The organism is Paenibacillus tepidiphilus (assembly GCF_008635795.1).
GTDB classification, from domain to species: Bacteria; Bacillota; Bacilli; order Paenibacillales; family Paenibacillaceae; genus Paenibacillus_AQ; species Paenibacillus_AQ tepidiphilus.
The window spans coordinates 85,357-107,548 of sequence record NZ_VWRQ01000002.1; the positions used below are offsets into that span (position 1 = coordinate 85,357).

Consider the following 22,192-nt stretch of genomic DNA (forward strand, 5'->3'; position numbering starts at 1 on the left):
TCCAGTCTGCTTTTAATGTCCCACGCTGATCAGTTGATTTTTTAACTTTTATTTAACACTTTATTAAATCTATTGATATTTACATAAATTAGCGATAATATGTAAGTTATCAAATCCATATTTGAAATTAAATGGAAGGGGAATGTCTATGAAAGATTGGAGAAAATTGCTGAAATGGTTATTGGTAATGGTACTGGTATTACAAACGCTGGGGATATTTGAAGCTTCCAGAGCTGATGCTGCTGCTTTAAGTACAACGAGAGCTTCCGTCCATGATCCGTCTGTTGTGAAAGGAAACGGGAAATATTATATCTTTGGTACCCATATGGTTAATGCAGAATCTTCTAACCTGGCATCATGGAGCACTTTGACCACTAATGTCAATAGTAACTTTGCAAGCGTTTTCTCTGTCGGCGCAGCCTGGGCTGCACAAGGCAGCAGCAATTATAATCTAGCCGGTAACTTATGGGCACCGGCTGTCTTTTATAACAAAAACATGAAAAAATGGTGTATGTACATGAGTGTCAATGGTGAAAATTGGTACTCCTCCATTGCACTGGCAACGGCAGATAGTATAGCAGGACCTTATACTTATCAAGGAACTGTTGTTTACAGCGGGTTCGTTAATTCCGCACAAGCAGCAAAGACAGATTATAGCAAAGTGACCGGAACGAACACGGTGGCCTCCAGATATTTAACATCCGGCAAATGGAATCCATCCTATGCGCCAAATGCCATAGACCCCAGTGTGCTTTATGATGCAAACGGAGATTTATGGATGTCATATGGCTCCTGGTTTGGCGGGATCTTTATGATGAAATTGGATAAGAACACGGGTTTGAGGGATTATTCCTACACCTATCCAACCACCACAAACTCTTCCGATCAGTACTTTGGCAAGAAAATATCAGGTGGATATGGTGGTACCGGTGAAGGCTCTTATGTTGTTTATGATCAGGCTGCAGGTTATTACTATCTCTATCTATCTTACAATGGTCTTAATGCAACTGATAATTTTGCCGGGTATCATATGCGTCTGTTCAGGTCCACAAGTATAACAGGACCTTACACCGATGCAATGGGCAATTCGGCCATCGTGACGAGTGCAGGACAGAATCAATCGAACAAAGGTGTCAAGTTGATGGGGAATTACCACTTATCCTCCTTAACCGGCAACGGGGAATTAAGTAGTAACGGCTATATGTCTCCAGGACATAATTCTGCTTTTATTGATGATGATGGTCAAAGATATGTCGTTTATCACACAAGATTTAACACAGGAAATGAATTCCATGAGGTCAGAGTCCATCAGCAATTTCTGAATCAGGACAAATGGCCTGTCACAGCCGTATACGAACATCTGGGAAGCAAAATTTCAGCAACGGGGTATTCAAGCAGTGAGATCGTTGGAACGTATGATTTTGTCAATCATGGCAATAGTGCTGATACTACATTTACGCCGATGTTACCGACGAGTAAAGTCGCATTAAATGCCAATGGAACGATTACAGGTGGTGTAACAGGTACCTGGAGTGCTGTATCCGGAACCCACTTTGTGAATATGGTGATCGGCGGCGTAACGTATAAAGGAGTCTTCTTTAAACAATACGATGAATCAGCCGCCCGTAAAGAGGTTATGACATTTTCTCTAATTGGAAACAATAATCAGGCGATATTTGGCTCGAAGACGTCATCTGCTACAGGCGGAGGGAATTCAGTACCTGGATTAGATGGGACCTATTTTATTAAAAATAAGAATAGCAATAAATACCTGGATGTTTCGAACGGTTTAGCGGCCGATGGAACAAACATTCAGCAGTGGTCAGGCAATGGATTAGCCGCCCAAAAATTCAGATTGGTATCCGATGGGAATGGATACTACTATATTTTAACAGGTGCATCCGGCTATACTAGCAGTGTAGATGTGGAGAATGGCACTAATACAGATGGGGCAAACATTCTTCAATGGACTTACTGGGGCGGCGATATGCAAAAATTTGAGATTGTAAATGTTAACGGTGCCTATGCAATAAAGACCAAAGTCAGCGGCGGTACAAAAAGTCTGGATGTATTTGATATGAGTATGGCTGATGGTGCAAATGTTGTTCAATGGACTTATTGGGGCGGCGACGGACAATTATGGTATTTGGAGCATGCTAATTAGAAGGTTTTCTATGGTGGACTTTAAATCGAAGAGGTGTATTGAAAATGGCATTAACGTCCGCATTCACAAGCTTCAACCTGCCTGTAACAAACGTAGAACAATCGAAAACGTTCTTCACCCGACTCGGATTTGGGCTAAGCCCGCAATTCCCCGAGAACGAGACCTCGGCAGCCATCGTGATCGGCGACAACCTGCAGGTCATGCTGATCCATCAAGCATTCTTTAATACGCTCACGGAGAAAGAATCCGTCGATACGAGCAAGTATGCGCAGATGACGATCGCCTTGGCCTTCGAGAGCCGGGAAAAGGTCGATGAAATCGTAAATACCGCGGTCTCCCTGGGCGGGAAATTGCACGCCGAACCTGAGGATTATGGGTCTATGTATCATTGGGGCTTCGTGGACCTGGACGGCCATCTGTGGGCCATTAACTGCATGAACATGGATGCGGCACAAGGTTAAGGCTAGCGGAAAGCACGCTCGTACTAGGGTTTAAAAAGAAAGACGCCGGGCATCTTCCCCGGCGTCTGCTTCGCGTTTCAAATATCCTCTCTTCTTCCGGCTGCAAGCTTGCAAATAATGCTCGTCAAATGCGGTCTCTTTCATCGCGGCCTCCCTTAACTATCTCCCCGGAGGGTTCATTATATGCAAAGAAGCGTGTATTAAACTGGCATTTCCAGTTGGAGTTTATCTCGTAAAATCATTTTCCCCCATACATGCATAGCCTCTAATACAGGCTGAAATTGTTTACCTTGCTCAGTCAATGAATACTCTACTTTCGGGGGAACCACTTTATATACCTCCCGGTGTACCAGCTCATCCTCTTCCAGTTCGCGTAGTTGACGCGTTAAAATCCCCTTTGAAACGCCTGGTATCATACGCAGTAATTCGTTAAAACGAATCACTCCATGCTCATGCAGATGCGATAAAATAATAATCTTCCAACGTCCTGCAATCACATCTTGAGCTAAGGTTAGCGGACAAATTTTCTCGATTGTGTCTACTGAAACGTCTATTTGATCATATTGATGTCTGGCCATATCTCTTCCTCCAAGGTCACATTTTTGTGACTATGTCATGAAAATGTGCGTACTTATATTAATGTCTATAATAATTTATTATAGCGTTAAGCAATGATAAATCTAGCTATTATTGGAGGAACAACAACATGAAAATTTTCGTTTCAGGCGCTACTGGGCACTTAGGTGGCAAGATTATTGAATTTTTAGCGCAAAAATTACCAACTACGGATATTATCGCAGGGACCAGAAACCCCGCCTCTGAAAAAGCATTAAGTTTAACCGCTCAAGGAATCGAAGTACGTAAAGCAGATTTTGAAGATCAAGCTTCTTTAATAGAAGCATTTACCGGTGTCGATAAAGTATTTATCGTCTCAACCTTTGGTGATCTGGAATCTTATATACGGCAACAAACCAATGCTGTCAAAGCTGCACAACAAGCAGGTGTGAAGCAATTGGTGTATTCTTCTGCTCCACGTGCTGACGTAAGCCAATTTATTCTGGCAGGTCCCCACCTGGTACGTGAAAATATCATAAAAGAATCCGGCATTCCCTATGTATTCGTGCGCAACAACTGGTATGTAGAGAACGAATTAGGCACTATTCAACAATGTTTAAACGGTGCACCTTGGGTAACTTCTGCTGGCGGGGGTAAAGTGGGTTGGGTCCTAGGTGCTGATTTGGCTGAAGCAACTGCAAACATTTTAGCAGCTGATGGTCATGACTACAAAGTATATGAATTAGGTGGAGAAAACTTAACCCAGGCTGATTTTGTTGCAGCGTTAAACGAAGTGACGGGTAAAGAGGTTACAGTGATGAATGTGGATGACGCTACTTACAGTGCCATGCTAGAGCAAGCGAACTTACCGGCAGAAATGATTGGTATGTTAACCATGATTCAACAGGGCATTCGCGAAGGCGGATTAGAAAACAATCACTCAGATTTGGAAATGTTACTTGGCCGCAAACCAGCAGGTGTACAAGAAGCGCTTCAACAATTAATAGGATAAGATAAATAAAACCTCCCTTTAGAACCTATTAAATCCAGGTTGCTTCTAAGGGGAGGTTTTAATCAGAAAATATTTTAACTATAATTTCTTCATTAAGAAAAATTGTTTTATATCTTCCGGATATTCATCATTAACAGCAAAAACCTCATAGCCCATACGCTTATAAAATTCAGGCGATTGATATGTAAATGTACAGGTATCGGCAAATATGCAGCCCAGTTCTCTCCCAAGCCTCTCCGCTTCTGTGATCATTATTTTTCCATATCCCTTATTTCTGAATTCTTCAGATATCCAAAAGACATCAAGATACAGGCCATATAACCAAGTTTCACAAAACAACCCGCCGACGACTTTTCCGGATTCATCTTTTAGATATAAATTGATATCTTTACCCGGCTTTTGGAGTAATCCATCTGTCGCCTTAACATTATATTCGTACAAATGATTACATACCTGGCGGTAATCAGTCTCATTCGATTCTCCTGTAATTCTAAAAACAATTAAAGCTAAAGAATCCTGCCTCTGCCTCACAATAAAAAAGCTGCCGCATTTGCAGATGATCTGCAAATACGGCAGCTCTATTTTCTAACAACTATTACTCGACCTTCCCGCCTTCCACCACCAGCTCATGGGTATAGCCTTCGCCGTAGACCTCATTCAGCGTTTCCTTATAGGCCTGATGAATGAACTGCTCCTTGCCCAGCGTCTCAAGCTCGGTGTTAAGCCAGTTCAGCAGCTCGGTGTTGCCCTTGGCTACTGCGGGAGCAATGGTGTCCTGGCCGCCGAAGGCCGGGATGCTTACCGTGAAGCCGGGATTAGACTTGGCCCAGGCAATCAGCTCAGTGTTGTCATTGGCAATGGCGGCGCCGCGGCCGTCCTTGAGTGCGGCGAAAATTTCGGTGTACTGGTCGAACTTCAGCAATTCAATCTCCGGATATTCTTTGGTGAAATACGTCTCGGCCGTGGTCCCTTTCGCTACGATCAGCTTCTGGCCCTTCTCCTTCAACTGGTCGATGGAGGTGATCGGCGCACTGTCAGGCGAGACAATCCCGAAGGACAGCTTCATATACGGGCTGGCAAAATCCACCTTCTCCTTCCGCTCATCCGTAACAGTAAAGTTAGCCATAATGATGTCCACTTTATTGGACTCCAGATAAGCAACACGGCTTGCCGCATCCACCAGGACGAACTCGGCCTTCGACTCATCGCCCAGCAGGTCCTTGGCAAATCTTTTGGCGATATAGACATCGAAGCCCTGGTTCTTGCCTTCGGAATCCACATAGCCAAACGGCGGCTTGTCGGCAAACACCCCGATGCGGATCTTGTCGTTCTTCTTCAGCTGTTCAATCGAGTCAAATTTGGAGGATACCGAGTTCGTTCCATCGTTGTTACCTGAATTACCGCAGGCAGTAAGCCCCACCAGCAGCATGCTTGCCGCAAGAATAGCCGTTACTAACTTTTTACCTTTACCCATCTCTCTCATCCCCATTTTCTATAGTTTATTGTACTCAAATATATTTAGAAAGTGCTGTGCACGTTCTGTCGCGGGATTCGTGAAGAACTGCTCCGGCGGAGCCATCTCACATACCTGGCCCTGATCCATGAAGACGATGCGGTCGCCGACCGATCGCGCAAACCCCATTTCATGCGTCACGATAATCATCGTCATCCCCTGCTTCGCCAGGCCAAGAATGACATCAAGCACCTCGCGCACCATCTCGGGATCAAGCGAAGCCGTCACCTCATCGAATAAAATAATATCCGGATTCATGCACAGCGCCCGTACAATCGCAATCCGCTGCTTCTGCCCTCCCGACAGCTGCCGGGGATAATCCTGGGCACGGTCGAGCAGTCCAACCCGTTCCAGCAGCTGCTGCGCCTGCTGCACCGCTTCCGCGCGCTCTCTTTTCTGCACCTTCAGGGGTCCGAGCAGAATATTCTCCAGCACCGTCATATGCGGAAACAGCTCATAGTTCTGGAACACCATCCCGATGTGCTGACGCAGCTCGCGCCAGTTGACCTCCGCTCCGGCCAGGTCCTGCTCCCGGTACAGAATATGTCCGCCCTGCACCGGCTCAAGGCCGTTGAGGCAGCGCAGCAGAGTGCTTTTGCCGCAGCCTGAAGGCCCGAGAATAACGATTACTTCCCCCCGCTCCACCTGCAGATCAATCCCCTTCAGCACCTGCCGGTCACCGAAATACTTCTGAACCTCCTGAACCTCCAGCAAAAGCTCGCCTGTCTTCGTCATGTCTGCAATCCCTTCCTCTGCTAAGTTTGCCATTTGCGCTCAAATCTCCGGGACAGCCGGGATAGCGGATAACATACCAGAAAATAAAGAATAAAGATGAATCCGTATACCCAGAACGAGGCATTCGGCGCTTTGATGACCCCCAGCTCGATAATTTGCTGTCCGATCTTCACCACCTCGATGACGCCGATCAGCACGACCAGTGAGGTCGTCTTCACCATCCGGGTAGCCAGATTGATTGCCCCCGGCAGCATCCGCCGCACCGCCTGCGGAATGAGAATATGCCGGAACAGCTGCCTGCTGCTTAAGCCCAAGGCCTGCCCCGATTCCACCTGATGCTTCGGCATGGATTCAAGCGCGCCGCGCACAATATCGCCGATCTCCGCCGCTCCCCAGAGGCTGAATACCAGAATGGCCGTAGTCTCCCCGCTGATGTCGATGTCCAGCATAGGCGAGAAGCTGAAATGTACCACGTACAGCCAGACCAGGATCGGAATAATCCGGAAGGCCTCCAGATACAGCCGCAGGACCAGCCGCAATGGCCTGGAATTCACCGTCCGCAGCAGACCCATGAAGATTCCCAGCACCGTTCCTATAATAATGGAAACAAAGGATATTTCGATGGTAACCAGCAGTCCTCCGAGCAGGCGCTCAAAGTTCGAGCCCTCGAACAGAACCTCAATTCCCGAATTCGGCATGCCGCACCTTCCTTTCCACCCAGCTGAGCAGCAGCGAGAGCGGCAGCACCAGAACCAGGTAAGCCAGCACCAGCAGCAGCAGCGACTCTGCCGTCTTGTAATGCATGCCGATCAGGTCCTTGGCCACATTCATCAGATCCATCAGGGCAATGGCACCGACAATGGACGTCTCCTTCAGCAGGAATATTGCGTTCGCCCCCAGCGAAGGAATACTGATCGCCAGCGCCTGCGGCAAAATCACATACCTCGCCAGCTGCACCTTGCTTAGCCCGATGCTGAGGCCCGATTCAAGCTGCGATCTGCCCACTGCCTCAATCCCGCTCCGGAAGGCTTCCGTCATATAGCTGCCGCCAAGAAAGGTCATGCCGACCACGGCACAGGTAAATTCACTCATATGGATGCCCACCTTCGGCAATCCGTAATACAGGAAGAACAGCTGCACCAGCAGCGGCGTATTTCTGGACAACTCGATATAAGCGAGGATAATGCTGCTTAGCCCTCTAACCTTATAGAACAGGACCAGACTGAATACGAGCCCCAGGACGAGCGACAGCGCAATGGCAATCAGCGCCAGCCTCACCGTCAGCCACATGGCCTCTCCGTACAAGGGCAGACTTTCCACAATAAACTCCCAGTCTAAATTCATCTGCACAACCTTCCGTCTTCGAAAAATAAAACTGATTAATGACTGCTAATTAACCAACAATATGATCGGTTTACTAGGGTGATTTTATATTGAAGCTGACATGGGATGATATGATTAATTTCACACTATTCCAACTAATAAACTAAGAATTAAACCCGGCATCTTCCCGCACAGCAAATAACCGGCCTCCTGAGAGACCGGCTTCTTGTGACGATATGGATGCTGTCGTGCTACGCTGCCGAGGATAACGGCCGTTCAGCTTAGCGCCGCACCCGTCTGGCGAAATCCACGAACTGGAATTTATCCAGCCGGTGCCTAGACTCGGTGTACTGGAACAACACTGTATCCTCCAGATACACATAGTTTCGCACAACCACAATATGCGTATGATTCTTCAGATCGAGCAGCCGGTGATCCTCATCGGTGGAAGGCTCGACGGAAATCAGTTTTTTCGCATAGCTGATCTTAAGCCCCAGCTCTGTCTCCAGATATTCGTAAATGGAACCCGCCGCGATCTCCCGGCTAAGAAACGGAACCTTATCCGAGCGGAAATAATCCTTATCCAGGATGATCCGCTCCCCATCCATTTCTCTGGCCCGGATCACCTTCCAGATCAGCGCATCCTCGGGAAGCTGCAGCTGCCTGGACAGCGCGGCTCCTGCCGGCTCCTGCAAAGTCTGCTCCACCAGGGTCCGTGAGCAAGCCCCCAGCGTATCGGCCATTTCCTTAAAGGAGATGAGGCCGGTTACGGGAAAATCCATCCGCGTGATGTCCAGTACAAAGGAGCCTCTGCCTTTGATTTTGTGAATGGACCCTTCCCGGTAGAGCAGGTTCAGCGCTTTGCGCACCGTCTCCCGTGAAGTGCCGTAGGCTTCGGCCAGCTCGCTCTCGGAGGGCAGCTTTGCTCCCGGCAGCAGCTGGCCGGAATGGATTTGCGAGCTGTAGTCCTTATAGATTTGCAAGTATATATTCTCTCTCACAGTTAATCACCGCCCTTATTGTACCATGACATGCCCCCCAAAGCATCGGGTCACCCCCCGGTTGCGGATGATGCAGCACTAAGAAACGCTTCATTCTGCACAGAAAGGCAGCCACGGAGGCTGCCTTCTGCAGTTAATTATATACTCATCCCTTCAAATGAATCGTCAGCACACCCGTCCGCTTCGCCGCAGCCGGTCCGGTCTTCTCTTCAATTCTCTCAACCATATCCTGCCCTGCAGGAATGATGATCGGCGTAATCAAAGGCAGTCCGGCGGCACGGATGGCTTCCATATCGAACTCCAGCAGCAGCTCCCCTGCCTTCACCTTGTCACCGATATTCTTGTGCGCGGTAAAGGCGCTGCCCTTCAGCGACACGGTATTAATTCCGACATGGATGAGCACCTGCACGCCGCTGGCATGCTCCAGAATCAGCGCATGCTTGCTCTTGATGACATGGGCCACGGTGGCATCGAATGGTGCATATACTTTACCTTCGGAAGGCTCAATAGCGATCCCCTCGCCCATTTGCTTCTCGGCAAAGGCCGGATCGGGCACCTGCTCCAGCGGAACCGCCGTGCCGCTAATCGGCGAAGCCAGCTCCAGAATATTCAGCGGCTCCTGTGCGGCTTGAACCGAGCTGCGGCTGTTCAGCTCACTGGCTGCAGGCGCAGAGGTTGCAGTCGTCGCAGCTGCTTTGGTTGTTGCTGTTGCCGCTTCCACTGCCGCCTGCTTCTCATAACGGCGCACGACCGTCCGCCCGTACAGCATCGTTGCCAGGAACGGCACGACCAGCACAATCGCCATCCCGATGAAGAACACACCCCACTGGTTCGGGAAGATCGACAGGAAGCCGGGAATCCCCCCTACCCCGATGGACGAAGCCCGGACATCGTTAAGGGTGAGCAGCATACCGGCCAATGCTGAACCGATCATCCCGAAGATAAACGGATATCGGTAACGGATGTTGACCCCGAAGATTGCCGGCTCGGTCACGCCAAGGAAGGCGGATACCGAGGAAGTCACCGCGAGACCCTTGGTCTTCTGCTCGCGGACGATCCAGATCATGGCAAGTGCCGCAGCACCCTGGGCGATGTTCGAAAGCGCCAGCATCGGCCAGAGGAAGGTTCCGCCTTCGCTGCCGATGAGCTGGACATCGACCGCCAGGAACGTATGATGCATGCCCGTGATGACCAGAGCGGCATACAAGCCGCCGTAAATCAGGCCGCCAAGGAGCGCGAAATGGTCGAACACATAGACCAGACCGTCGGTAATCGCATTGCCGATGGCAAACGTCAGCGGTCCAATGATGGTGAATGCCAGGAAGCCTGTAATCAGCAGCGTCACCGGCGCCACGACCAGCAGTTTAATGGAGTCGTGCACCCGCTTGTTCAGGAATTTCTCAATGACAGCCAGAATATAAGCGGAGACCAGGACAGGCAATACCTGTCCCTGATAACCGATCTTCTCCACATGCCAGCCGAACAGATCCCAGGTCGGAACGGTGCCTTCCAGCGAAGCATTGGCATAGCTGTAGGCACTTAGCAGATCCGGGTGAACCAGGATCAGACCTAGCACAATCCCGAGCAGCGGACTGCCTCCGAAGCGGGTCACAGCAGACCAGCCGATCAGGGCCGGCAGGAAGGTGAAGGCTGTGCTGGCTATGGTATTAATGATGGCGGCAATATCGCTCCAGGCCGGGTAGACCTGTACGAGCGATTGCTCGTCGAAGAAGATCCCGGGGCCGGTCAGGATGTTATTGATCCCGAGCAGCAAGCCTGCGGTTACGATAGCCGGCAGAATCGGAATGAAGATATCGGCCAGCGTCTTGATTGCCCGCTGCAGCGGGTTCTGTTTGCGGGCTGCCGCATTCTTGACCTCATCCTTGGAGGAGCGGGAGCCGCCGGTGATCTTGATCATTTCGTCGTATACGGTATCGACGGTTCCGGGGCCGATGACAATCTGGAACTGGCCCTGCGTCGAGAATTGCCCTTTAACCAGCTCGTTGCGGTCCAGAGCGGCGGCGTCCACCTTGCTCTCATCATAGAGCGAGAATCTCAGCCGGGTGACACAATGCGTAGCGACCTCAATATTCTCCTTGCCTCCGACTGCCCGGACAATATCCTCGACATCTTTGCGGTTTATAGCCATAGGTTCATCTCCTTGCTTGATAGATGTTTGATCCTTCTCATAGCTGATGGGTCCTATACAGCTCTGATCATCTGAATACCGACAGACCAGTGGTATTTCAGCGTTAGTCTTTCATTTCCCCGTCAGCGGCAGTGCATGAATACGGAATGTCTGTTTCAAGGACAGGTCTTATCAAAGAATCCAGCCGGATTTCTGCCCCAGGACTTACCGTCCCGGTACAGCCAGTTCTGTCCGGCACGATATAGTTGGATAATCGCAACCTAAATTCACCGGTTTGGAGATTTTCGCGAGTATAGTTGGATAATCGCCACTTAATATTGAATGAAATCGAACTTTGCGCCAAAAACATCAAAATTAAGTAGCAACTATCCAATTAGATGGCTGGAATCCTTAAAAACGGCAAGATTAGTGTGCGAAAATCCAACTAAATCCAAATAAAAACAAAATGAATGAAACATTTTAGTTTCAGATGAGGCCTGGCCTCCTGTTATCTGGGCCTCTATTATTGAATTAACCACATATAAGAGGAATATGGCCGGAGCTGCAGCTCTTTCGAGAATGCCGGTGCATCTGCAGTGTTCCCGATCAGGAGCTGATTCTGTCCGCCCGCGCTTAATTCCGCCCAGTGCGCATCTGCGAAACGGAAGGCAACTTCCTCGCCGCTGAAATTGGAGACCACGACAAGCGCTTTTCCCTCAGCCGTTCTGGCATAGGCAAATACCTGCGGATGCTGTTCATCCAGTCTCCGGAATATCCCGTCAACGAATATGGAATGCTCCTTGCGCAGCGCGATCAGCTTGCGGTAGTGGTGAAGGATCGAAGCCGGATCGGCCAGCTCCCGCTCCACATTAATCTCCGGATACCGCTCATCGACCTTGATCCACGGCGTCCCCGTGGTGAATCCGGCATTCGGACTGTCATCCCACTGCATCGGCGTCCGTGAATTGTCCCGCGAACGCTCCTGCAGGATGCTCAGGGCTGCCTCCGGACTCAAACCCCGTTCCTGCAAAATACGGTACATATTCAGCGACTCAATATCGCGGAACTCTTCAATCCCCTTCCAGACCGGATTCGGCATCCCGATCTCTTCACCCTGATACACATACGGCGTTCCCTGCATGCCGTGCAGCGTAGTCGCCAGCAGCTTGGCGCTCTCGATGCGGTATACCTTGTCGTCCGTGAACCGCGAGAGGGCGCGCGGCTGATCATGGTTGTTGAAGAATAAGGCATTCCAGCCTCCGCCTTGCTGCATCCCGGTCTGCCACTGGGTGAACAGCCGCTTCATCGCCTCAAAATCATAAGGCATCAGCTCCCACTTCTGGCCGTTCGGATAATCCACCTTGAGATGATGGAAGTTGAAGGTCATGGAGAACTCCCGCTCTTCGGGATTAGAGTAGCGGATACAATGTTCCAGCGTCGTCGAGGACATTTCCCCGACCGTTACCATCTCATACGGTCCGAACACCTCGTCATACATCGCTTTGATATATTCATGGACCCGCGGGCCGTCCGTATAGAACTTCCGGCCATCCCCGGGAGCCACGCTGCCGTCATCGTCCGGGAAGCGCTGGTCCTTGGAGATGACATTGATGACATCCATCCGGAACCCGTCCACGCCTTTGCGTGCCCAGAACAGCATCATATCGATAACCGCACGGCGTACTTTTTCATTCTCCCAATTGAGATCGGCCTGAGTCTTGTCGTACAGTGTCAGAAAATATTGTCCCGAGGCCTCGTCGAACTGCCAGGCCGGACCGCCGAACTTCGACTGCCAGTTGTTGGGATAGCCGCCGCCTGGAGCCGGGTCCTTCCAGATATAATAATCGCGGTAAGGATTGTCTTTGCCGGAGCTGGACTGCTTGAACCACTCATGTTCAACCGACGTATGATTGACCACGATATCCGTCATCAGCTTCATCCCCCGCCGGTGCAGCTCCTCCACCAGCTCGTCGAAATCCTCCATCGTGCCAAAATCGGGATTGATTGCCTCATAATCGGCCACGTCGTAACCGTTATCATGCTGTGGCGAAACATATACCGGCTGCAGCCAGACAATATCAATGCCAAGACTCTGCAGATAATCCAGCTTCGCTGTAAGCCCTTTAATATCCCCTGTTCCGCTGCCCGTCGTGTCCTTGAAGCTCTTTGGATACACCTGATACACGGTGGACCGGCGCCACCACTCCGAATGCCGGGTCTGACTCAATGCGAACACCTCCATCGAAAATGGTTTTATTTCAACCATTAAACTTGTATATACAAGATCAAACACTTCACAAAGTTTAAACCTGTATATACAGGTTGTCAAGAAGATGGAAGTTTGCTGTTTTTTCCACAAGCAGAAACGGCTACGCCGCCCTAAACAGGACGGTCGTAACCGTTTGTGCGAGAAAGATAAAGATAGTGTCACCAAAAGAAGCGCGCCAAGTATGGCGCGCTCCGTATAGCTTAATCTGTATCCGGTTGTTATTCCTGCTCCATCGTGCTGATGTCGATCACAAAACGGTACCGCACATCCGAAGCCAGCACCCGTTCCCAGGCTTCATCAATCTGGCTCGCACGGATCGTCTCGATCTCAGGGACAATACCATGCTCGGCGCAGAAATCCAGCATCTCCTGCGTCTCCCGGATGCCGCCGATCATCGATCCGGCGAACGAGCGGCGGTGGCCGATCAGCGACATGGCATGCACCGGCAGCGGTTCCGCCGGCGCCCCGACATTAACCATCGTACCGTCCAGGGCAAGCAATGACAGGTAGGCGTTGATATCCACCGAGGCACTCACGGTATTCACAATCAGGTCGAAGGAGCCGGCCAATTGCTTAAAGGTCTCCGGATCGCTCGTGGCATAATAATAATCGGCGCCAAGCTGCAGGCCGTCTTCCTTCTTCTTGAGCGATTGGGACAGAACCGTAACCTCGGCTCCCATCGCATGAGCCAGCTTGACAGCCAGATGCCCCAGGCCGCCGAGTCCAACCACAGCAATCTTCTTGCCGGGTCCAGCGCCCCAATGGCGCAGCGGCGAATACGTCGTAATCCCGGCACAGAGCAGCGGCGCAGCTGCATCCAATCCAATAGCATCCGGAATCCGTACCACGAAGTCCTCCGTTACGACGATATGGGTAGAGTAGCCTCCTTGCGTATACTGGCCGTATCTGTCAATCGCTCCGTAAGTCCCCGTCATTCCATTCAGGCAATACTGCTCTTCTCCCTGATGGCAATGGGCACATTCTCCGCAGGAGTCGACCATACAGCCTACCCCGACACGGTCGCCTACAGCATATTTGCTAACTTCCGGGCCAACCTGGGCAACAATGCCGGCGATCTCATGACCCGGAACGAGCGGATAGCTTACCGGCCCCCACTCGCCGCGGGCGGTATGAATGTCAGAGTGGCAAATCCCGGCATATTTGATTTCAATCAGGATATCATGGGGCTGAAGCTCCCTCCGCTCAATGGCGGTCAGCTTGAACGGACCTTCCGGGCTGAACGTAGCCCGTGCATTTACAGTAATCATCGTGGTACCTCCTGCCATGTATTTGAGATATAAACAACATTATTTGTTTATCCAACTTTCATCTATTATTATAGAGGTAGGCCATCGTCATTCAATGGTTAAAAACAGCTGTTTTGTTCATATCTCAACACATGATCTTATATTGTTGATTATTTCGAAGATTAGGAGGCAGCAGCAATGCCAAAAGTGGACCGGCGGATTCAGAAGACACAGCTCGCCTTGAAGAATGCCGTAATTGAGCTGATGAGTGAGAAGGATTTTGACCAAATTACAATTCAGGACATCGCCGACCGGGCCAATTTGAACCGGGGGACGATATATTTGCATTATCAGGACAAATATGACCTGCTCGACAAGCTGATTGATTCACAAATTAATGAGCTTGCCGAAATGGATGAGTGGGCCTGCGATGAAGACTGGACCGATGCGTTTATCCCTTATTTTGAATATTTCCGGCAAAATCACCTGTTCTTCTCCACCATGCTGACCAGCAAAGGCTCCGGCCCGTCCTATTTCCGGACCCGGCTTCTGGCCCATGTCATCAAGGGCTTCGAAAGAGAGATCGACAGAGAGAGCGGCAAGAACAGCAACCTCAGCGATGATGTTATCCTGCAGTATGCCGGTACCGCTTATGTCGGATTAATTGAATGGTGGATCGTAAGCGGCATGCCCTACCCGCCGGAGGTCATGGCCAAGCAGGTCGGGGCTTTGCTGGAGCGGAGTCTATAGGGGGGAGCCCGGTTCGGTGGCGGTGAGGTGATCAACAGGGCGCTTCAGCATGGCTCAAAACAATTCCAGCTGATCCACCCGTGAATCGATCCGCTCCAGGGTTTCGGGAGCCTTATCCCGGAAATAAGCATGCTGGATCTGCCGGGTCGGCTCGATAATTTGCTTGGAGACATCGGATGTGCTGCGAGCCGGCAGCTGTAAACAATCGGGAAGTAGTCCTGCAGGAACACATCACCTTCCCGTTCTATTCATAAGCTTCATAATCGAACCAGTCGAAATGTGCCGGAGCGAGCGCATGCACTCCGTTCCCGGTGGCATACATCGCAATGAACACACCCGTGAACCCGCCCGCCACCTCGGTGGACAGCAGCCCGCATTCTCCCTTGCCGAACACCACCTGCTCCTTGCCCTCTTCCGCGAACCCAAAGACATAGTGGGACTTGTCCGCAGTAACCGTCAGCACGACGGTGTCCGAGAACCACGGCATCTCATTCTCAATCTTCCACAGCGTACCCAGCTTCCGGCGGAAGATCAGCTTGCGCTCGCCTGCCGTACGCGTTACAGCGATTTCGTAATGGAAGCGTTCGTTCATAAATACGGTGAGCCCGGCTTCTTCCCCGTTCTGCTGCGGTACGAAGCTCAGCTGTGCCGCGAAGCGGCCTGCGAAATGCTGCTGTCTACGGCCGATAAAGGCCGGAGTGTCCGCTTCATTCAGGGTGACCGGAGAACCGTAAAGCGTCAGGCTGCCGCTCTTGTCCGTAAGTGACCAATTCTCGTGATCCGGCGTACGCAGGAAGGTCCAGCAAGGGGCCAGTACAGGATTGTCAAAATCATCCCGCACCGGAAGCTCCGGCTGCGGCTGCAGCGGAAGGCGGCCTGCCGGCATGGCCTCGCCAACCGTTCCATGGTCGCCGATCACCGGCCAGCCCTCTTCCGTCCAGCTGACCGGCGCGATGAAGGTCTCCCGGCCCAGGTGATGATGCATCGGATAGCCGACCGGCCGGATTCCCAGGAATACCGCCCACCAGCTGCCGTCCGCCGCCTGGACCAAATCAGCATGCCCCGTGGCATGGACCGGCTTCAGCAGGCTTCTGTGCGAGAGGATCGGATTATGCGGGCAGCCCTCATACGGCCCATCCGGCCTTCTGCTGCGCGCCACGGTTACCATATGGCCGTATTCGGTGCCGCCTTCGGAGATCATCAGGTAATACCATTCCCCGATCCGGTAGAGATGGGGAGCCTCAGGGAACTGGCCGCCGCTGCCCTTCCATACGAGGGAGATGTCCGACAGGCGCTCGCCTGTCTGCACATCAATCCTGCTCTGATAAGCCCCCTGGCCGATGGTGTCATTGGAGGTCGTATAATAGACCGTCCCGTCTTCGTCGAAGAACAGATCGGGATCAATGCCCGGCTGATCGACATAGACCGGATCGGACCATTCGCCCCAAGGATCATCCGTATAGACATAGAAATTCCCGCCGCCCGACACATTGGTGGTCGTCATGTAGAATAATCCGTCATGATGCCGGATCGTCGGCGCATAAATCCCGCCAGAGCTTCCCGCCTTACGCAGGTTCAGCTGCGAAGTCCGCGTCAGGACGTGGCCGATCTGCTGCCAGTTCACCAGATCCTTGCTGTGGAAGAGCGGCACTCCGGGAAAATATTCAAACGAGCTGGTGACGAGATAATAGTCATCTCCAACCCGGCAGATGCTGGGATCGGGATGAAATCCGCTGATAATGGGATTGCAATAATTCACGAGCATGTGGACAGCCAAAACGCTACAACTCCTCTTTATGGTTTCATTCATTTAGTATTATAGTGAAAGCCGCGTCCTCAATCCTTGATTTTACGGTCTAAAAATAGCAGGATACGGACATGAGACAAAAAAGCCACTTCCAAATCCCTCGTCAGAATCCGTTGCCCGGCAACCGACATAAGAGAGATGAAAATGGCTTGTTATTCTTCCTATCAGGTAAGCATAAGGGTTAGATCAGACTTACTTATACATTGTGAATACCGTGCTTTCCGTTTGGCCCAGCTGCCATTTGATTACGTCGTCATAGCCGAGGCCCTTGGCTTTGGTCAGCAAATCCTGCTTCAGACTGTCGAATTCAGCCTGATCCTTGGCGAACATCATCTTCCAGGAGAATTCCTTAATGACCTTCCCGACCTGGCTATGCTTCAGCTTGATATCCGAAGGCTCCTCGGCCGGTGCCTGACCGTTGAAGAAGGGCTTCATGATCGCCACCTGGTTGTTCTTTACGAACCATTCCTTGTCGGTAAGCACGCCCATGGCCTCTCTCCAGCTCTTCGTAACGGGGTCCGGATTACGTGTCAGCGTAGAAGTCCAGAGATTGAAATCATAGGGCTCGCCGGTTTCCGGATTGATGCTTGAGGTAATGATGGTTCCGTTGTTCAGCTTGCCGAAGTTGCCGGCTCCGTCGCTCCATACACCGCCGCCGTATTCATCCGGAATAGGCGTATCCGGGTTATACATGGTTTGTAGGCCCAGCTCGGTTAAGGCCGGTTTGCCCTCCGCATCCACATCCCATGACATGCCCTTAGGACCGTGGTAGCCTTCCGCTACCCCCTCCGGAGAATACATCCAGTCCAGAAATGCCATTACGCGCTCGGGGTGCTTGGTCTTGGCGCCAATCGACCAGAGCCAGCCGCTGCCGTAAGGATTGAAGCCGTTCGAATAGATTTGCTCTTCTGCAAACGGAACGAGGGCAAAGCCTTTGCCGTCCGAGGTATGATCAGGCGTATTGTATACATTGACCAGCCAGGGGAACTGCGCGAACAGGACTTGGCCGTCCTTGAATTTGTTGGAGACGTCCCCGAATTTCTGGGTCAGGGAGTCCGGATCGAGCAAGCCCATCTGATTGGCGTCGAAATAGAATTTCAAGCCTTTCATGTAATAGCTGTCCTCGTCCAGAATCGGCTGATATTTGGCTTCGTCGGCTTTCACGAGGATCATGTCCCCGGTGTTGAACCCGTCGGTCTCCGCATAGCCGTAGAATTGCGCCGTTACCTTGGCCAGTGTGGAGAAATTTCCGTCCCAGTCCGACCATAGCGAGAATCCGTACGTTTTCTTGCCCGATTCGCTCTTGGGCTGAAGCTCCTGCATCTTCTTCAGGACCGGCAGATAATCGTCCAGCGTTTGAATCTTCGGACTGCCGAGCTCCTGGTACAGATCCCAGCGGAGGTACGGACCGAATGTCATGGTAGCGCCTTCACTCGGACCGTCGCCGCTGCCGACATTATTGCCGATTCCGTAGATTGAAGTGCCGCCGCCGTATTGCTTGCGGTTCGCTTCCAGCGCCTGCGGGGCGTATTTCTGCATATTGGGGGCGTATTTGTCGATCAGGCCGTCTTTGGTCCAATCCAGCAGCAGCCCGGCTTTGATGGAATCTGTATAATTCTTCCCGCCCATCCCGACAACCAGATCACCAAGGTCACCCGATGCCATCTGTGTGGCGACCCGGTCCGTGCTGCCCTGAATGATGTTCAGCTTGATATTGAACTTGTCTTTGACCAGCTTGGCGAACCAGCCCGGCTGCTCACCGGCGTAGTTGGCCAGAACGGAGAATACCGACAATGTCACTTCCGGTTCCTTGGACCAGTCTGTAATGACCTGGCTGTCTCCGTTATTCTGTCCTTCGGACCCGGCTTGACCGGGCGATGGGCTGGCAGAATCGGCTGCATTGTTGCCGCCGCTGTTGCAGGCCGTGGTGAAGACGGTCAGGATACACACGAGGACTAGAATCAATAAGGATTTCTTTGGTCTCAACATACTTGCAATGACCTCCCGCTAAATGGTGTGTTCACAATACCCATACTTAGATCCGCTTGGCTGCAATCGCTTGCAGCAGATGGCTCACCTCCTCATACCGGGTAGGAGAATCCCCTTAGCCTTTGATCGCACCGATCATAATGCCTTTTACGAAATAACGCTGGAAGAAAGGATACACGAGCAGAATCGGAATCACGACAATAATCGAAACCGTCGTCCGGATCGAGGTTGGCGTCGGCATGATGGATAAATTCGCCCGCAGGGCTCCCCCGGAGGACTGCTTCATGATTTCTGCCACCGACAACGCCTCATTCATATACCGCCACAATATAAATTGAAGGGTGAACAGCTTGGAATCCGTGACCAGAAACAGGGTGTCATAGAACTGATTCCATTGCCCGACGGCAGAGAAGATGGTGATTGTCGCCAGAATCGGCGTAATCAGCGGCATGACAATCTTCCAGAAGATCGTCATGTACCCGGCCCCATCCATTTGTGCCGATTCCTGCAGGGCCACCGGCGTCGATTCCACAAAGGTTTTGACCAGAATGATAAAGAAGGGCGACACAATGCCGGGCACAATATAGGCAAGGAAGTTGTTCGTTAATCCCAGATTGCGCATGGTGAGGTACCAGGGAATCAACCCGGCGTTAAAATACATCGTGATCACAAGAAAGCGGTACCAGAACCGGCGGCCCCACATCTCGTTCTTTGTGAACAGGTAGCCCAGCAGCCCTGAGGCCACTACGGTCAAAGCGGTTCCGATCACCGTACGCGCCACGGTCACGCCTGCGGCCAGCGTCAGTCCCGGAATCTGAAATACATGCTTGTAGTTGGAGAACTGAATCTCTTGCGGATAGAACATAATGAGTCCCCGGCTGCTCAAATCATTATTGCTGATCGTGTTGATGAACAGATAGTAGAACGGGAAGATGCAAGCGAGGGTGAATAAAGTAAGCACCGTATAGTTGATGACATCGAATAAGCTGAACTTGTTTTTCAAGGCCATAAATGCGCGTTTCCTCCCTTCCATGGACACTAGATAATGCTCTCGCCGCGGACTACCTTCGACATTCCGTTGGCCAAGAACAGCAGAAACAGACTGACAAGCGACTTCATAATGCTTACGGCGGTGGCGAATCCGAAATTGGAATTGGCCATTCCGATGTTATACACATACAGGTCAAGCACTTCGATATTGCTCATGTTCATGGCATTGGCGAATACGAAATATTGATCGAGCCCGTTATTGATGAAGTTGGCGATGGACAGGATCAGCAGCACGAAGTAAGTGGGGATGATCCCCGGCACGGTGATATGCCAGATTTGCTTGAACCGGCCCGCCCCGTCCACTCTGGCCGCCTCATATAATTCCGTATCAATACCCGTGATCGCGGCAATATACATGATGGCTCCCCAGCCAAGCCCCTTCCACACCCCCCAGAGGGTCATAGCCAGCCAGGTATGATTATCCGAAGCCAGAATATTCAGCGGCGTATCGATCCAGCCCAGTCTCAGCAGCAGGTTGTTGACGAAGCCGTTGTCGACGGCGAACATCATGAACGCAAAGGAATATACCAGTACCCAGCTGATAAAATTGGGCAGCGTAGTAAAGGTCTGGACGAGCCGCTTGAACTTCGTGCTGCGGATTTCCTGCAGCAGGATGGCGAAGATCACCGGAAATACCGAGGTGACGATCCCCAGTGAGCTGATCGCGAAGGTGTTACGCAATACACGCATCATCTCGTCGCGCTGCACTTCATTCGAGAACATCATCGTGAACCAGCGCAGGCCGACAAATTCACTTTGCGACAAGGGAATGGCCGGGAAATAGTTGTACAGAGAGTAAATCCACCCATACAAAGGTAAATAAGAAAACAAGAAGACCAGAACCAGAAACGGCAAGGCAATCAGAAAAAGCTTGTACTTCCCCTTTAGTTGATAACGGTCCCTGCGTCTTGCCGGGTGCTCTGGAATCTTGGCCAAACCGGTGCTCATCTAACTCCCCCTCTATCTGCTGTTTGTCTTTTTTTGGAAGCCGCACCCAGAAAATATAGCGCTTTCATTCTTTCGTTTACAAATGGGCTTCCGGATCTGTACCCCCTCATTTTATTTCAGAGCAGGGACCGGCACCTTGACTATTGCGTCGCCAAACAAGCATTATATAGCCATTTATTGCTCTATAATTACAAGAAGAACCACTGCGATTACCGCAGCGGCTCTGGAGCATATTCGCATGATCCGGATGCCATGCTAATATTCCATCCTTGATTTTTGGGCCGGCCCTGTAGCATGATATAGTCACACTTCTGTTGAGGCGGGGAGATCATGAACAACGTCTACTTGGACTGGTTTACGAAGGATGAACAATTCCCATTCTACATTCAATATGGAGGGCATGAGGACGATATTTTTATGCACCGGCATATTGAATTCTCTGAGCTTGTCATCGTGCTGAACGGACATGCTACCCATGTCGTCAACAACGAGAGGTATTTTATTAAGAAGGGCAACATATTCGTCGTCAGCGGAGAGTCCAACCATGCCTACAAGGACCCTCATGATTTTAAAATCTGCAATATCATGTACAAGCCCGAAATTTTGCGCTCCATCGGCCCGGATCTCAGAACCTCCAACGGATTCCAGGCGTTATTTGTAATCGAACCGTTCTACCGCAATCTTCATGCCTACACCAGCACACTCAACTTGTCCCTGAACAACCTGGAATATATCTTCACCGTGATTTCCGTGATGATAGACGAATATATCAAGAAGCAGCAAGGGTATCAGACGATGGTGCTTTCGCGGTTTATGGAGCTCGTCGTGCATTTATCCCGGCAATATGACACCCAGGAAAAGAGCACGCCCAGCAACCTGATGCATCTGGCAAATGCCATCTCCTATATCGAAGACCATTATCTGGAGCCGATCACGTTAGAGGATATAGCAGACAGTTCGCGCATTTCTGTGCGGCATCTGAACCGCATCTTTCAATCGTATTATCAGACCACGCCGATGTCCTATCTGATACGCCTGCGTCTTGACCGGGCCTGCGCCCTGCTGAAACAGACCAGACTTCCCATTACAACGATCTCCTGCCAGTGCGGATTTAACGACAGCAACTATTTCAGCCGGCAATTCTCCAAAGTGTTCGGAGTCTCTCCCAAGGCCTACAGATTAAATTAGCGCGTACAGGCGGGTTGTGGATGCATGAGCGCACTGTGTGCTCCAGGCGGAC

19 protein-coding genes are annotated in these 22,192 nt (G+C 51.1%); 5 read left to right on the forward strand and 14 right to left on the reverse strand.

Annotation, left to right across the window (positions count from 1 at the left end):
- The first annotated feature begins 148 nt into the window (after positions 1–148).
- Together F1379_RS02585 and F1379_RS02590 are read left to right on the forward strand one after the other, a co-directional pair.
- The gene (locus F1379_RS02585) at positions 149–2,164 is read left to right on the forward strand and encodes an RICIN domain-containing protein (RefSeq protein ID WP_150266039.1); all 2,016 of its coding nucleotides are present in this window, start codon (positions 149–151) and stop codon (positions 2,162–2,164) included.
- Between the two features lie 44 nt (positions 2,165–2,208).
- Positions 2,209–2,625 carry a VOC family protein gene (locus F1379_RS02590; protein ID WP_150266041.1) on the forward strand — a complete coding sequence of 139 codons (417 nt, stop codon included), beginning with the start codon at positions 2,209–2,211 and terminating at the stop codon, positions 2,623–2,625.
- A 200-nt stretch (positions 2,626–2,825) separates the two neighbouring features.
- Here F1379_RS02590 and F1379_RS02595 read toward each other — a convergent pair whose 3' ends face one another.
- Positions 2,826–3,203, reverse strand: coding sequence for a winged helix-turn-helix transcriptional regulator (locus F1379_RS02595; RefSeq protein WP_150266043.1), 378 nt, complete (start codon positions 3,201–3,203; stop codon positions 2,826–2,828).
- Positions 3,204–3,331: 128 nt separating this feature from the next.
- Here F1379_RS02595 and F1379_RS02600 point away from each other — a divergent pair, with 128 nt between their 5' ends.
- Positions 3,332–4,192, forward strand: coding sequence for an SDR family oxidoreductase (locus F1379_RS02600; RefSeq protein WP_150266045.1), 861 nt, complete (start codon positions 3,332–3,334; stop codon positions 4,190–4,192).
- A gap of 78 nt (positions 4,193–4,270) precedes the next feature.
- On the opposite strand, the gene F1379_RS02605 is transcribed toward F1379_RS02600, so the two are convergent.
- The 9 genes from F1379_RS02605 to F1379_RS02645 form a co-directional block, all read right to left on the reverse strand.
- Positions 4,271–4,759: a GNAT family N-acetyltransferase gene (locus tag F1379_RS02605; protein ID WP_239004524.1), complete on the reverse strand. Its 489-nt coding sequence runs from the start codon at positions 4,757–4,759 to the stop codon at positions 4,271–4,273.
- 28 nt (positions 4,760–4,787) lie between these two features.
- Positions 4,788–5,666: a cysteine ABC transporter substrate-binding protein gene (locus F1379_RS02610; RefSeq protein WP_150266047.1), complete on the reverse strand. Its 879-nt coding sequence runs from the start codon at positions 5,664–5,666 to the stop codon at positions 4,788–4,790.
- Positions 5,667–5,684: 18 nt separating this feature from the next.
- Positions 5,685–6,440: an amino acid ABC transporter ATP-binding protein gene (locus F1379_RS02615; RefSeq protein WP_150266648.1), complete on the reverse strand. Its 756-nt coding sequence runs from the start codon at positions 6,438–6,440 to the stop codon at positions 5,685–5,687.
- A 20-nt stretch (positions 6,441–6,460) separates the two neighbouring features.
- Positions 6,461–7,138, reverse strand: a complete 678-nt coding sequence (locus F1379_RS02620; RefSeq protein WP_150266049.1) for an amino acid ABC transporter permease — start codon at positions 7,136–7,138, stop codon at positions 6,461–6,463.
- Positions 7,119–7,784 (reverse strand): amino acid ABC transporter permease, encoded by a 666-nt coding sequence (locus tag F1379_RS02625; protein ID WP_150266051.1) that lies wholly within the window; start codon positions 7,782–7,784, stop codon positions 7,119–7,121. The genes F1379_RS02620 and F1379_RS02625 overlap by 20 nt, the downstream gene beginning before the upstream one ends.
- A 260-nt stretch (positions 7,785–8,044) precedes the next feature.
- Positions 8,045–8,764 carry a trehalose operon repressor gene (gene treR / locus F1379_RS02630; protein ID WP_150266053.1) on the reverse strand — a complete coding sequence of 240 codons (720 nt, stop codon included), beginning with the start codon at positions 8,762–8,764 and terminating at the stop codon, positions 8,045–8,047.
- A 145-nt stretch (positions 8,765–8,909) separates the two neighbouring features.
- Positions 8,910–10,913 carry a PTS system trehalose-specific EIIBC component gene (gene treP / locus F1379_RS02635; RefSeq protein ID WP_150266055.1) on the reverse strand — a complete coding sequence of 668 codons (2,004 nt, stop codon included), beginning with the start codon at positions 10,911–10,913 and terminating at the stop codon, positions 8,910–8,912.
- 502 nt (positions 10,914–11,415) lie between these two features.
- Complete coding sequence (gene treC, locus F1379_RS02640) at positions 11,416–13,119, reverse strand: alpha,alpha-phosphotrehalase (RefSeq protein WP_420850470.1); 1,704 nt, start codon at positions 13,117–13,119, stop codon at positions 11,416–11,418.
- Positions 13,120–13,379: 260 nt separating this feature from the next.
- Entirely contained in the window at positions 13,380–14,429 is a 1,050-nt protein-coding gene (locus tag F1379_RS02645) for an NAD(P)-dependent alcohol dehydrogenase (protein WP_150266057.1), read from the reverse strand.
- 177 nt (positions 14,430–14,606) lie between these two features.
- Between F1379_RS02645 and F1379_RS02650 the strand changes: the two genes are divergently transcribed.
- Complete coding sequence (locus F1379_RS02650) at positions 14,607–15,158, forward strand: TetR/AcrR family transcriptional regulator (protein WP_150266059.1); 552 nt, start codon at positions 14,607–14,609, stop codon at positions 15,156–15,158.
- A 244-nt stretch (positions 15,159–15,402) separates the two neighbouring features.
- Here F1379_RS02650 and F1379_RS02655 read toward each other — a convergent pair whose 3' ends face one another.
- From F1379_RS02655 to F1379_RS02670, 4 genes are all read right to left on the reverse strand, one after another.
- Entirely contained in the window at positions 15,403–16,923 is a 1,521-nt protein-coding gene (locus F1379_RS02655; RefSeq protein ID WP_150266652.1) for a glycoside hydrolase family 43 protein, read from the reverse strand.
- A 234-nt stretch (positions 16,924–17,157) separates the two neighbouring features.
- Complete coding sequence (locus tag F1379_RS02660) at positions 17,158–18,954, reverse strand: extracellular solute-binding protein (RefSeq protein WP_239004525.1); 1,797 nt, start codon at positions 18,952–18,954, stop codon at positions 17,158–17,160.
- A gap of 115 nt (positions 18,955–19,069) precedes the next feature.
- A complete protein-coding gene (locus tag F1379_RS02665; RefSeq protein ID WP_150266061.1) occupies positions 19,070–19,963 on the reverse strand; it encodes a carbohydrate ABC transporter permease in 894 nt (297 codons plus the stop codon).
- Between the two features lie 29 nt (positions 19,964–19,992).
- Positions 19,993–20,952: an ABC transporter permease gene (locus tag F1379_RS02670; RefSeq protein WP_150266063.1), complete on the reverse strand. Its 960-nt coding sequence runs from the start codon at positions 20,950–20,952 to the stop codon at positions 19,993–19,995.
- Positions 20,953–21,282: 330 nt separating this feature from the next.
- Between F1379_RS02670 and F1379_RS02675 the strand changes: the two genes are divergently transcribed.
- Positions 21,283–22,140: an AraC family transcriptional regulator gene (locus tag F1379_RS02675; protein WP_150266065.1), complete on the forward strand. Its 858-nt coding sequence runs from the start codon at positions 21,283–21,285 to the stop codon at positions 22,138–22,140.
- Positions 22,141–22,192 lie beyond the last annotated feature (52 nt).